General features: G+C 47.0%; 15 protein-coding genes. 9 read left to right on the top strand and 6 right to left on the bottom strand.

Going from position 1 to position 12,318, the window contains the following annotated elements; translation table 11 throughout:
* Positions 1–17: 17 nt before the first annotated feature.
* Positions 18–830 carry a ZIP family metal transporter gene (locus B2751_RS08775; protein WP_023467025.1) on the top strand — a complete coding sequence of 271 codons (813 nt, stop codon included), beginning with the start codon at positions 18–20 and terminating at the stop codon, positions 828–830.
* A 51-nt stretch (positions 831–881) separates the two neighbouring features.
* Here the strand turns inward: B2751_RS08775 and B2751_RS08770 are convergent, their stop codons facing one another.
* Entirely contained in the window at positions 882–2,090 is a 1,209-nt protein-coding gene (locus B2751_RS08770; RefSeq protein ID WP_290774336.1) for a heavy metal translocating P-type ATPase, read from the bottom strand.
* The gene (locus B2751_RS08765; protein WP_290774311.1) at positions 2,084–2,968 is read right to left on the bottom strand and encodes a heavy metal translocating P-type ATPase; all 885 of its coding nucleotides are present in this window, start codon (positions 2,966–2,968) and stop codon (positions 2,084–2,086) included. Before B2751_RS08765 ends, B2751_RS08770 begins: the two co-directional genes overlap by 7 nt.
* A gap of 174 nt (positions 2,969–3,142) precedes the next feature.
* On the opposite strand from B2751_RS08765, the gene B2751_RS08760 reads away from it, so the two are divergent.
* The 5 genes from B2751_RS08760 to B2751_RS08740 all read left to right on the top strand — a co-directional run bounded on the left by B2751_RS08760 (position 3,143) and on the right by B2751_RS08740 (position 6,811).
* Positions 3,143–3,979, top strand: coding sequence for an undecaprenyl-diphosphate phosphatase (locus tag B2751_RS08760; protein WP_290774305.1), 837 nt, complete (start codon positions 3,143–3,145; stop codon positions 3,977–3,979).
* A 108-nt stretch (positions 3,980–4,087) separates the two neighbouring features.
* On the top strand, positions 4,088–4,681 hold the full coding sequence (locus B2751_RS08755) for a LemA family protein (RefSeq protein ID WP_029340715.1): 594 nt from the start codon (positions 4,088–4,090) through the stop codon (positions 4,679–4,681).
* Positions 4,678–5,418: a TPM domain-containing protein gene (locus tag B2751_RS08750; RefSeq protein WP_035410986.1), complete on the top strand. Its 741-nt coding sequence runs from the start codon at positions 4,678–4,680 to the stop codon at positions 5,416–5,418. Before B2751_RS08755 ends, B2751_RS08750 begins: the two co-directional genes overlap by 4 nt.
* 17 nt (positions 5,419–5,435) lie before the next feature.
* A complete protein-coding gene (locus tag B2751_RS08745; RefSeq protein ID WP_290774303.1) occupies positions 5,436–5,672 on the top strand; it encodes a DUF1294 domain-containing protein in 237 nt (78 codons plus the stop codon).
* 176 nt (positions 5,673–5,848) lie between these two features.
* Positions 5,849–6,811 (top strand): EAL domain-containing protein, encoded by a 963-nt coding sequence (locus B2751_RS08740; protein WP_290747937.1) that lies wholly within the window; start codon positions 5,849–5,851, stop codon positions 6,809–6,811.
* 48 nt (positions 6,812–6,859) lie between these two features.
* On the opposite strand, the gene B2751_RS08735 is transcribed toward B2751_RS08740, so the two are convergent.
* Positions 6,860–7,885 (bottom strand): iron-containing alcohol dehydrogenase family protein, encoded by a 1,026-nt coding sequence (locus B2751_RS08735; RefSeq protein WP_035410994.1) that lies wholly within the window; start codon positions 7,883–7,885, stop codon positions 6,860–6,862.
* Between the two features lie 132 nt (positions 7,886–8,017).
* On the opposite strand from B2751_RS08735, the gene B2751_RS08730 reads away from it, so the two are divergent.
* Complete coding sequence (locus tag B2751_RS08730) at positions 8,018–8,833, top strand: aldo/keto reductase (RefSeq protein WP_290774301.1); 816 nt, start codon at positions 8,018–8,020, stop codon at positions 8,831–8,833.
* Positions 8,834–8,944: 111 nt separating this feature from the next.
* On the opposite strand, the gene B2751_RS08725 is transcribed toward B2751_RS08730, so the two are convergent.
* The 3 genes from B2751_RS08725 to B2751_RS08715 form a co-directional block, all read right to left on the bottom strand.
* Positions 8,945–9,688: a general stress protein gene (locus B2751_RS08725; protein WP_056063752.1), complete on the bottom strand. Its 744-nt coding sequence runs from the start codon at positions 9,686–9,688 to the stop codon at positions 8,945–8,947.
* 128 nt (positions 9,689–9,816) lie between these two features.
* Positions 9,817–10,134 (bottom strand): DMT family transporter, encoded by a 318-nt coding sequence (locus B2751_RS08720; protein ID WP_035411003.1) that lies wholly within the window; start codon positions 10,132–10,134, stop codon positions 9,817–9,819.
* Positions 10,131–10,460 carry a DMT family transporter gene (locus tag B2751_RS08715; RefSeq protein WP_035411006.1) on the bottom strand — a complete coding sequence of 110 codons (330 nt, stop codon included), beginning with the start codon at positions 10,458–10,460 and terminating at the stop codon, positions 10,131–10,133. The genes B2751_RS08720 and B2751_RS08715 overlap by 4 nt, the downstream gene beginning before the upstream one ends.
* Positions 10,461–10,730: 270 nt before the next feature.
* Here B2751_RS08715 and B2751_RS08710 point away from each other — a divergent pair, with 270 nt between their 5' ends.
* A complete protein-coding gene (locus tag B2751_RS08710; RefSeq protein WP_035411009.1) occupies positions 10,731–11,285 on the top strand; it encodes a GNAT family N-acetyltransferase in 555 nt (184 codons plus the stop codon).
* A 141-nt stretch (positions 11,286–11,426) separates the two neighbouring features.
* Positions 11,427–12,318 (top strand): hypothetical protein (locus B2751_RS08705; protein WP_290774300.1); only part of this gene is annotated, 892 nt, incomplete at its 3' end.

Genomic DNA, 12,318 nt, shown 5'->3' with positions numbered 1-12,318 from the left:
GGAAAGAAGGAATAGTCATGTTGGATTGGTTCACTTCCCTCCCCGTCGTCGTGCAAGCATTACTTGCCGGTATGATGACTTGGGGATTAACCGCACTTGGTGCGGCACTCGTTTTCGTCTTTACAACGATTGAAAAACGCGTCATGAACATGATGCTTGGTTTTGCAGCCGGTGTCATGATCGCCGCTTCATTCTGGTCTTTGCTCGCCCCAGCGATCGAATTCACGGAGCAGGACGGTGGCATCGCGTGGATTCCTGCTGCAATTGGATTCCTTGCGGGTGGATTTTTCGTCCGTCTCCTTGACTTCGTCACACCGCATTTGCACTTATCCGCACCACTTGAAACAGCTGAAGGTCCTTCAACAGGACTTAAGAAAACGACGTTGCTGTTTCTTGCGATCACGTTGCATAACATTCCGGAAGGTCTTGCGATCGGTGTCGCTTTTGGTGCCGCTGCCTTGAATATGGACGGAGCGACCGTCGCCGGGGCTTTGACACTCGCACTCGGGATTGGCATTCAAAACATGCCCGAAGGTGCTGCGTTATCGATTCCGTTACGCGGTGAAGGGATGTCGCGCCGGCGCGCCTTCCATTACGGTCAATTGTCAGCAATCGTCGAACCGATTGCCGCGATGGTCGGAGCAGCCGCGGTCTTCTTCGTTCAACCGCTTCTACCGTATGCGTTATCGTTTGCTGCCGGAGCGATGATTTTCGTCGTCGTCGAAGAATTGATTCCGGAATCACAAGCAGAGAACGGATCCGATTTAGCAACGCTTGGTCTGATGGTCGGGTTTACGGTCATGATGATTCTCGATGTCGCACTCGGGTGATCTAAAAATATGCGATCATCTCCTCAAAAGAGGAAATGATCGCATATTTGTTCATGCACGTATCTTTAATAGACGCATCGCATTCAGGACCGCTAACATTGTCACACCGACATCAGCAAAGACGGCTTCCCACATCGTTGCGATTCCAAAGGCTCCAAGTAACAAAAAGATTGCTTTGATTCCAAGGGCAAAATAGATGTTTTGATAGACGATCTTTCGCGTCGTTCTGGCAACATCCATCGCATCGGCAAGCTGTTTCGGCTCATCGGTCATCAAAACGACATCCGCTGCTTCAATCGCCACATCACTCCCGATTCCGCCCATGGCGATTCCGACATCCGCCCGTGTCAGGACAGGGGCATCGTTGATTCCATCCCCTACGAACGCTGTTTTTCCTTTTGCTGTCTTCATCAGTTCTTCCAGCGCTTCGACTTTTTGATGCGGCAACAAGTTCGCAATGACGTGATCGAGATCCAACTGTTTTCCGATTGCTTCTGCCGTCTGTTTCCGATCGCCTGTCAACATGACGATTCGACGGATGCCTCGCTTTTTCAATTGGATGATCGCTTCCATCGTCGTCGTCTTCAGTTGATCTGCAATTCGAATCCATCCCAGATAGTCTTGGTCCTGAGTAATGTGAACATAGGTACCGATTTCGGTTTCTTTATCAGGTGTAAAGCCCAGTTCCTTTAACCACTCGGCATTTCCTGCACGCAGCAGTCGACCATCGTACTCCCCACTGACGCCTTTCCCTGCTATTTCTGATAAGTGAATGCCACCATCTTTAGATGGTAAGCCATCAACCGCCCGGACGATCGAAGTCGCGATCGGATGATTCGATTGCCGTTCCACCCGAGCTGCTACTTGTAGTAACTCTTGTTTCGTCATCGTATGTGCTTGAATAGCGACGACTTCAAAATTCCCTTTCGTCAACGTACCTGTTTTATCCAAGACGAGGGTATCGATTCGTTGCAACGATTCTAGATGATTTCCGCCTTTGACGAGTATGCCTCGCTTTGAAGCAGCACCGATTCCACTAAAAAAGCCGAGCGGGATGGAGAGCATGAGCGCACAAGGACAACTGATGACGAGAAAGACAAGCGCCCGGTACGTCCACTCGCTAAAGGAAGCATTCAGTAAGAGAGGCGGCAGAACCGCTAAAATTAGCGCAATCACGACAACAGCCGGCGTATAAACTCGCGCAAATCGTGTGATGAACTTTTCCGTCGGTGCTTTATGACGAGAGGCTTGTTCTACCAGTGAAATGATTTTCGCGACCNNACCGCCGAGTCCGTATACGACCGATCTACTTCAATCACTAACTGTCCGCCCGTGCTGATCGTACCGGCTAGCACATGATCCGTTTCATGTACACGCCGAGGAACCGATTCTCCTGTCAATGCTGCCGTATCCAGAAAGGCAGTACCTTGCTTGATCGTTCCATCAAGTGGAATCCGTTCCCCAGCACGGACGATGATTCGCTGTCCTGGAATGACATCTTCCGGACGCACACGTCGCCCATCCTCAAGCACGGCTTGCTCTGGTCTAATATCCATCAATGCTGAAATCGAGCGTCGTGATTGATTGACAGCCCTATGCTGAAAATATTCACCGATTTGATAAAACAACATGACTGCCACCGCTTCTGTATACTCCCCAATGACGAATGCCCCGATCGTCGCGAGCATCATCAAAAAATTCTCGTCAAACAACTGTCCGCGTCGTGTCGACCGAAGTGCATTACGTAATACTTCATTCCCGATGAATACATACGCCGTAAGATACAACCATATTTGTATGGACTCGGGAACAAGAAATGCTATTCCGAAAGAAGTCAGACCTATGAGTGTTTGAAGTTTCTTTGACCTTGTCCAAAATACCATTTCAGTCGTGTCTCGTGTATCCTGCTCGCGTTGCAGGAGAGCATCTGGTTCTAGTTCGTGAACACGCTGAACAACGTGACGATACGTCTGTTCTTGGATATCTGGGGATGCGTATGTGATATAGAGACGTTGCCCTGCGAAATCCAACGTCGCTTCCTTGACTCCTGTTACGTTTGCCACGCCACGCTCTACTTTCGCTGCACAGTTCGCACAATCAATTCCTGAAATCCGGATCGGTTCAGTCGCTTCACGCATTCTCTCACCTCATTCAAATATTTGTTTGATTATACAGTCATCGTACGCCTTTTTCCTTCCGTTATCAATCCATACTTTCCTCGGTCTTGCGCCCGATATTCTGATTGGTTCTATCTCACAAGAATAAAACATGATATGTTTTTACATAGCACATCATTATAGAAGGAGATTACCATGCACATCATTGAACTCTTGAAAGCTCTTTTACTCGGTTTCGTCGAAGGGATGACGGAATTCGCACCTGTCTCCTCGACTGGTCATATGATCATCGTGGATGACATGTGGTTACAAACAACAGAATTTCTTGGTAAGTATTCGGCGAACACCTTTAAGGTCGTCATTCAGCTCGGATCAATCCTCGCGGTCATCGTCGTCTTTTGGAAACGCCTCTTCAGCTTGATCGGTTTGTATAAGATTGAAGGCGAACATGACGCATCAGGGACACACAAGTTAAAACTACGTCACGTTTTGATCGGTCTATTACCTGCTGCTATTCTCGGATTGTTATTCGAAGACTTCATCGATGAGAACCTCTTCTCGATTGAAACGGTCATCATCGGTCTTGCTGTCGGTGCCCTCTTGATGATCGCAGCCGATAAATTCGGACCAAAGGAACCAAAAACCACATCGCTTGATCAGATTACATATCGCCAAGCAGCACTCGTCGGTCTGTTCCAATGTATTTCCCTTTGGCCTGGCTTCTCCCGTTCTGGTTCAACGATTTCCGGAGGGGTCTTCCTCGGGATGAATCACCGGACGGCAGCTGACTTTACGTTCATCATGGCTGTACCGATCATGTTCGGTGCTAGTTTCCTTTCGCTCGTTAAGAACTGGGAGAACATTCAACCGAACCACTTCGCATTCTATGCTGTCGGTTTCGTTGCGTCGTTCGTGTTTGCCCTCTTATCGATTCGCTTCTTCTTGAAGCTGATCAACAAGATCAAACTCGTTCCATTCGCAATCTACCGTCTTGTCTTAGCAGCTATTCTTGCTGTCATCGTCTACATGTAAATTCTAACCGTTAGCTATTTTAGCTGACGGTTTTTTATTTTTTTTGAAACTAATTCATTCGGTTAAGGGTATATAGGGATGAGACATACTTAAAGGAGTGAACGCCATATGGCACGCAGAAGTCGGAGTCGATCAAAACTCCCATTAATCATCGGAGTCGTTGTCGTCGTCGTGATTGCGTTTTTAGCAATCGGCCAATACAACAGCCTCGTCAATGTAGAAGAAGATGTATCGAATAAATGGTCGCAAGTCGATAACCAGATCAAGCGTCGTGCGGATTTAATTCCGAACCTCGTCGAAACGGTCAAAGGTGTCGCGGGTCAAGAAGAAAAAGTATACGGCAAAGTCGCTGAAGCTCAAGCTGGTCTTGCGCGCGCCGCGTCAACCGAACAACGGATTGAAGCCGATCAACAAGTCACGTCTTCGCTTCGTGGATTGATTGCTTTGCAAACCACTTATCCGGAACTAAAATCAAGCGAACGATTCCAATCATTGATGGATACGCTGGAAGGAACAGAAAATCGTCTCGGGATCGCCCGCAAGGATTACAACGATGCCGTGACGCTTTATAACAAAAAACGTCGGAGCTTCCCAACAGCACTCTATGCCTCTGCATTCGGATTTGAGAAAAAGCCGTATTACGAAATTTCAGACAGCGACCGAGAAAATCCGACTGTCGACTTTAACAGTGATTCGAAATGATTCGGCGGTGGACGCGACTTCTGTTGAGCGCGTTCCTCGTCTTCTTCCTCTTCGTTCCGACGGCTAGTGCCGTTTCAGAACGAACGGGAGCAGCCTTTTTCATTCAAGATGATGCTCAGTTGCTCACACCGTCGGAAGAAGCCGAACTCGCGCAACTCGGTCAGGAACTCGAACAGTACACGACGGCGCAAGTCGTGCTGAAGACGGTTCCCGATCTAAAAGGACAGGACTTAAGTTCTTACGCCAATGAAACATTCCGGCGACAAGGAATCGGTCAAAAAGGAAAAGACAATGGTGTACTCGTCGTCGTCGCTCCGAACGAAAAGAATCGCCAATTTCGGATCGAGGTCGGTTATAAACTCGAAGGGGTTCTGACCGATATCACGGCCGGTCGTATCCTCGATCAATACGCGGTTCCTTATAAAGAGAATGGTCAGTATGGAAAAGCAGCAAGCGAAACATACAAAGCTGTCGTCAGTGTCATTTCAAAAGATCAGTCGCTTGAGTCGCAAGACCCTCCGAAATCTCAAAATGATGGTGGGCTTCCGCTGTGGACGAAGATTCTGATCGGTGCCGGATTACTGATTTTATTGTTCCTCGATATGAAGTTCACTGGCGGTATGTTCTTCTTTGCAATTTTGAACATTTTTTCCGCAATCATGCGCGGTGGCGGTGGTGGAAACGGCGGTAGTCGTGGTGGTGGCGGAAGTTCCGGCGGCGGTGGTGCCGAACGTTAGAAAAGGAGTCGGTTTTCATGAGGATTATCTTAGGCTATTACATCCTCCTGACACTCATCGGATTTGGCTCGATGTGGCAGGATAAACGTCGAGCACGACAACATGCTTACCGGACACCGGNNGGTGGTGCGCTTGGTTCTTGGATCGGTATGTATACAGTCCGGCACAAGACACGGAAAGCGAAATTTCAATGGTTGGTGCCACTTGCAGCTGTGTTGCATCTCGCTTTCTGGATATTTTACACTTCACAATGAAATCATGTGACCGATAGAGAAGAGAACGTACGGAAATGCATCCGTCGTTCCCTTCTCTTTTTTATATGAGGTCAATGATTATGAAAGATAGGTTTAATTTCTTTTTCTCTCAGGGTAAAGAGTTTAACCAATTTAATAAATACATCTTTTGATGTATCGAGAGGTGGACATCTTTTATGTGGCATCCTTGCGCCGAATGTACGACATCAATCCGTTTCGTCGAAGCTGGAGCACTCCATATCCAATCACCAACACCAGAAATCTATTCCTATCAATCGTTCGAACAACTCGAACAGTTACTAACATCGCTCTTGCGTGTAGCGGATTATTCGGTATCCTGTCGCGCCACACAATCGCGTTATGTGACAGCACCCATTCTAGCTTCAGCACTTCTAGAACAACTAAAGCATCGGTCAGCAATTGATTTTATCCAACACGGTGTCATGACGAGCCATTTGCAACCGATTTATGATATTCAACAAAATGTACTCGTTGCGAATGAAGCATTACTGCGAGCAGCAGATGACAACACTCCTATCTCACCAGGTGTCCTATTCTCAACAGCATCGAAGATGGGGCTTCATTCTCGGCTTGATCAACGGGCGCGCGAAGAAGCGATTCGCGCGACACATCATATCGGTGGCACAACAAAAACGTTCATCAACTTTCTCCCTTCGACGATCTATAATCCGGAGTACTGCCTGCGCCATACGTTTGAAATCGTTGAGCGTTATCAAGTTGATCCAAGTCGGCTTGTCTTCGAAGTCGTCGAAACGGAAAAAATTGAAGACGTCAACCATTTGAAACACGTCTTCGAACAGTATAAAAAGCAAGGCATTCAAGTGGCACTAGACGATGTCGGCGCTGGTTTCTCAACACTTGATATGTTGTCCTTGCTTCAACCGGATTATATTAAGATCGATCGTTCCTTCATCGATCACTGCGATACGAACTCAGAAAACGAAGCTTTCTTACGAAAAGCCCGTTATCTAACGCGAGAAATGGGGATTCAAATCTTAGCTGAAGGCATCGAACGTCAAGAAGAACTCGATTTTTGCCGCGAACTCGGCTTTGATCTTGGTCAAGGATACCTACTCGGTCGTCCCACTCCTTACGCTCATTTGGCGAAAGCACAATAAAAATACGCACATGGACCGTCTGATTCGGAACATGTGCGTATTTTTAGGTTAAGAAGTCGAAACGGACACTGTCTCGTTCTGTGTGATGGCATCGACTAGTTGTTCTGCTGATACGATTGGACGCAACAGACGGCACAGCTCCTCTTTCGATGTTTGAAAAGCAAGTGCTTCGACAATGTTGAGCGAAACTCCGAAATCAGTGAGGGTCGTTGGCTGCTCTTGTGCAAGAAGGTAGTCACGCAACTCTATATAATCATCATCATGTCCGAGCAGCTTCTCTTGGACGAGTAACCCGTAACCGACTTTACTCCCATGTAAGAACGCATGAGTTTCTGGATAAGGAGATAATGCGTTATGTACCGCGTGTCCGATTGCACCGCGTGTCGCCGCATCACCAAAACCTCCAATGCTTCCGGCTAATGGAATGACGGTCTCGACGAGGTATTGGATTTCAGCTGGATATTCACGAAAACGTTTTTCTGTCACATTCGTCGACAAAATGAGGTCCTTGCATCGCTCAGCTGTCCGGAGTGCCGTCTCGATGACGGGATCGCTTGCTGTAGACCCACTCAAGGCACGTGCTTCATACCATTTTGCTAGCGTATCGACGAGTCCGGCGACAAAATAATCATACGGACTCGTTGCGATGATACGATGATCGAGTAAAAGAGCTTCAATCACGACAGGAAACGTGTCAAATCGAATATACTGTCCCTGTTCGTTATACATGACACTGAGCGGAGTCCACGGGGCACAGTTCGAGACAATCGTCGGAATGACGATGACAGGACGTTGTAATTGAAACGCGACCTGTTTTGCCGTATCGATGACACTCCCACCTCCGAGTGCGAGAATCACATCATACGGAGCACATACTTGTTTGAAGAATGCCACCTGTTGATCCGTACAATGTCCTTCAAATAAAAAGCGGGGAACATCCGGTAAAGCAAAAGCAGCTGCTTCGTAGGCTTGACGTCCATGAATCAAGACTGCCGAACGGTTACCTATTATTTCTTCGAGTTGATCGAGTGCGTGTTCCTCATGTATGTATTGTAAAACAGCTTGTCGAATCACAGAATCGCCTCCTAATATTTGTTATCGCTCAGTATACGCAAAAGAACGCGCTTCGGCAATCATTCGATTTTTATAGGAGGAGCGCGTACACTAGACAAGAAAAGAATTTACTATAAAGGAGTCGATGAATCGATGCAACAGATCACGTTAAATAACGGTATCAGCATGCCCCAACTCGGATATGGTGTTTTTAAAGTACCGGAAGAAGAAGTATATGAAGCGGTCAGCGAAGCGCTTCGCGCCGGGTATCGCTCAATCGATACGGCGATGATTTATGAGAACGAAGAAGGCGTCGGTCGTGCTCTGCGTGACTCGGGTATTCCCCGGGAAGAGATCTTTCTGACGACGAAAGTCTGGAATTCCGATCATGGCTATGAAGAGACACTTGCCGCTTTTGAGACGAGTCTGCAAAAGCTCGGCGTTGATTATGTTGATTTGTATCTGATTCATTGGCCAATGCCTAAAGAAGATCGCTATGTCGAGACATGGCGAGCGCTCGAGCATCTCTATGCAGAAGGGAGGACGCGTGCCATCGGTGTCTCGAACTTCCATATTCCTCACTTGGAACGAATTTTAGCCGAAGGATCGGTTGTTCCTGCCGTCAATCAGATTGAACTCCATCCGTTTCTTAGCCAAGAAGCGATTCGAGACTTTTGCCGCAAGCAAGGTATCGTCGTCGAAGCATGGAGTCCGTTGATGAAAGGACGCGATGCGTTGACGCATCCGGTCATCGTCGATATCGCCGACCGTCATCAGAAAACACCTGCTCAAGTCGTTCTCCGTTGGCACTTGCAACATGACATCGTCGCGATTCCGAAATCCGTCACACCAAGCCGGATTCGCGAAAATCTCGATGTCTTCGACTTCAGCTTGTCAGACACTGATATGCAAGCGATTGATCAATTGAACGCTAATGTGCGTACAGGATCAAATCCGGATGATAAATAAAACGAGACGATTCTCGTTTTATCTCCATACAAAAAGAAGGTACTTTTCAGATTTTATCCGAAAGGTACCTTCTTCGATTATGACCCTGACGTGTGATTCCATTCTATTATTTTAGCGGTCTAAATTATTTCCATGGTCTTGCTTGGCAATGTCATTCGATTGATGTTTGGATTGACGATGTTCTTCACCGTCTTGCGTTGCATCCTGTTCTTTTTCCTCGTATTCTGTTTCTGGACGCCGGAAATCATCATCCCGACGCATCGCAATATTCGGTTCTCGGTTTCCATCGAGCTTTTTCGAATGATCGATTGCTTGCTCGTCTTGCGGCATCTTATCGGTACCTGCGCGATGCAAATCAATCTCCGCGTGCTCTTCCTTTGAATCCTTATCAACGTCAAGCGAATTACCTGAGCCAAGCTGTGCGTTAGAATTAGCGTCTGATGACGTATGCGTTTCTTCTCCACTACCATAACGGACTTTTACATCAGGATGTGTGTTGTCTGTATTTAAATGTGGATCGAACTGGATGTCTTGGACTTCAAGTAACAGAACAAAGCCCCCACCTTCGACTTCCGTTTTTCGTTGTTCGATTTCATTATCTGATAGATCAAGTGACTCGAACAGATCATCGACTTCTTGATCACGACCTTTGTTCCCACGAATCCGGTCCATCCAAGACGGTTTTGTTGTCGCGATTTCTGCGTCCATCTGGCTACGGACGAGTGCGATATTCGACTTCTCCTTGACGATCACGTAAAAGTCTTCTTCCCGATGTCCTTGAATGTGTAGTTCGTCCATTTTTGAGATCAATTCGTCTTCTGAATAGAACGTTCCGATATATTGTTTCGTTTTCATGGATGTTCTCCCCTTATTAACACGATTTGTCATGCGTAGCTTCTATAAGGAGTATTTCCTCTTTTGCATTAAAATATGCCAAAAAATATGCGTTCCGTTAAAACGTCATCTGTTTGACATGTAAACGGTCATTCGCCGACAAGTTTTAAACCGATCGTCGCACTTAAGACAAGACCGATACAGACGAGCCGTTTCCAGTCTTTTGATTCGTTATAAAGCACCATGCTGAGAATCGCTCCGCCCGCTGCTCCAATTCCTGTCCAGACCGCGTACGCTGTTCCCATCGGTAAGCCATTCATTGCAAGCGTCAAGAATAGAAAACTGAGTCCGAACCCTGTTCCCATCAACAGTAGATTCTTCGCATTCTTATTTTGATTAAATGTATTGATCAAGACGACACCAAACATCTCAAAGATTCCGGCAATGACTAAATACACCCAACTCATGCTGATTTCTCCTCTCCACTGACTAATTTTAGACCGATGACGCCAACGAGTAAGACAGCGATTAATGCTAATTTCATCACGGAAGCCGCTTGATCGAACAACACGATGTCCGTCAAGACCGTCCCTGCCGTCCCGAGACCAACGAAGACAGCATAGACCGTTCCGACCGGTAAATGGTTACTTGCTTTAATCAATACGGTGAAGCTAACGATGATACAGATGACTGTCGCTCCCCATTCGAATGGTGTTGCCGCATGTTTTAACCCGATGACCCAACCGACTTCAAAACACGCTGCGATAATGATCCCGATCCAATACTTTGCCATAGTAATTGCCTCCTAATAGATGATTTCAAATGAAAAAGCCCGGGAGCAAGCGAGACGATTCGCTTTACTCCCGGGCTTTTATCCCTCCGTTGCATGGACAAACGTCCATGTTCCTCCCTCGGTCCAGCCGTACGGAACCCTAGAGGATACTGCCTATTTTCATTCGATACGTCCACCCTAGCACGCCCTTTTTCCCGTGTCAAACAGGAATTCGTCTTCGATTTGTCTAATAGAATTAAAGTGACTTCATCTGAAAGAGGAGGATGCTGCATGCGTTATAAAATCAATGACCAACTTCGGATTCGTCGTTTTACACCGGAAGATGTAGAAGCGGTCCACGCCTATGCGTCACAACCCATCGTCAGCCAATTTCAGTCGTGGGGACCGAATTCCGAGACCGATACGAAACAATTCCTGCACGATGCACTAGAAAGTGAACTCGAGACACCAAGACGTCGTTATGTCTTTGCCGTGACGTTTCCAAGTGACGTCGTCATCGGTGCCGGTGAACTCGTCATTACAGACGTGGAACATAAAATCGCCGAAATCGGATATGTCCTCTCACCCGATGAATGGGGAAATGGGTACGCGACGTCAATTGCCTCTTTCCTTCTTCAATTCGGTTTTGAAAAACTAGAATTACACCGAATCACAGCGACATGTGATCCACGGAACGTCGCTTCTGAACGTGTCTTACAAAAAGTCGGTATGACAAAGGAAGGACAGCTTCGCGAGACGGTCTATTTAGAAGACCACTGGCGCGACTCTTTAATTTACGGCATGCTCGACTGGGAATGGCAAGTCGATCATGAGGACGATGACTAAAATATGACTTCAAACGGTGTGCTTCGGCATACCGTTTTTTTATGCCCAATCTCCTATTTTTTTGATTTTCATCAATTTTTAAACAAGCACATGCTACACTATTCCTAATGACAAATTTTAAGAATTGGAGTGAACCTCTTGATGAAAAAATGGACTGCTCATGTTGCTGGACTCGCTGCAACATTGATGTTGAGCTCGGTTCTACCCGCACCTGCTTTCGCTGAATCGCCACCTGCTCAACCGACGGCAGAAGTACAAACAGTCACAGAAACGACAGGAACGGCTTATTTGAAAGAGAATACCGCATTGCTACAAACAGCTGACTCTACCACTGTCATCCAACAACTACCAGCAGGAATGACATTCAAGACGCTCGATACGGACGGTGACTTCACTCGTGTCAGTTGGCAAGAAGGAATTGCTTATGTCGCAACAAGTGCGTTAACGCAAACAGCGCCTGTCTTCCAAAAACAAGCAACGTTGACTTCGAAAAGTCCACTTTCATTAGTCGCTTCACCTTTTGACTCCACCGTCGTGACGACACTTCCCGCTTATCAGCGAATCGATACATACGGCACTTTTGACACGTTCACACGCCTGAAATGGAAAGAGCAATACGTCTACGTACCTACGACACAACTCGAGCAACTTCCGAAATTGGTTGGAACACAGTACGTCAAACGAGCAACTTCCCTTTTCGTTGAGCCGAAGACGACAAGTACAAAGACAGCCGTCACTCAAAATCAAGCATTCGAGACATTCGGTACGGTGGGTACCTTTACGCGCGTGGCGACTGAAACAGGTTATGCCTTCGTATTGACGACTGATTTAGCAGATGCGCCGGTCGAAAATTATCCGGAAACAGGACTGCGTTATGTTAAACGAACAACTTCACTTTTCGTTGAGCCGAAGACGACGAGTACGAAGACAGCCATCGTTCAAAATCAAGCATTCGAAACGTTTGGGACGACGGGTACTTTTACGCGTGTGGCGACTAAAACGGGTTACGCTTTCGTATTGACGACTGATTTAG

The organism is Exiguobacterium sp. UBA6282, from assembly GCF_002440475.1.
Lineage (GTDB): Bacteria > Bacillota > Bacilli > Exiguobacteriales > Exiguobacteriaceae > Exiguobacterium_A.
Note: the sequence above shows the minus strand (reverse complement) of the source record. Positions and strands in the feature narration are given on the sequence as shown.

Coding starts and splice junctions, on each gene's coding strand:
- B2751_RS08775 (WP_023467025.1), top strand. CDS start 18: ATGTTGGATTGGTTCACTTCCCTCCCCGTCGTCGTGCAAGCATTACTT.
- B2751_RS08760 (WP_290774305.1), top strand. CDS start 3,143: ATGCACATCATTGAACTCTTGAAAGCTCTTTTACTCGGTTTCGTCGAA.
- B2751_RS08755 (WP_029340715.1), top strand. CDS start 4,088: ATGGCACGCAGAAGTCGGAGTCGATCAAAACTCCCATTAATCATCGGA.
- B2751_RS08750 (WP_035410986.1), top strand. CDS start 4,678: ATGATTCGGCGGTGGACGCGACTTCTGTTGAGCGCGTTCCTCGTCTTC.
- B2751_RS08740 (WP_290747937.1), top strand. CDS start 5,849: ATGTGGCATCCTTGCGCCGAATGTACGACATCAATCCGTTTCGTCGAA.
- B2751_RS08730 (WP_290774301.1), top strand. CDS start 8,018: ATGCAACAGATCACGTTAAATAACGGTATCAGCATGCCCCAACTCGGA.
- B2751_RS08725 (WP_056063752.1), bottom strand. CDS start 9,688: ATGAAAACGAAACAATATATCGGAACGTTCTATTCAGAAGACGAATTG.
- B2751_RS08720 (WP_035411003.1), bottom strand. CDS start 10,134: ATGAGTTGGGTGTATTTAGTCATTGCCGGAATCTTTGAGATGTTTGGT.
- B2751_RS08715 (WP_035411006.1), bottom strand. CDS start 10,460: ATGGCAAAGTATTGGATCGGGATCATTATCGCAGCGTGTTTTGAAGTC.
- B2751_RS08710 (WP_035411009.1), top strand. CDS start 10,731: ATGCGTTATAAAATCAATGACCAACTTCGGATTCGTCGTTTTACACCG.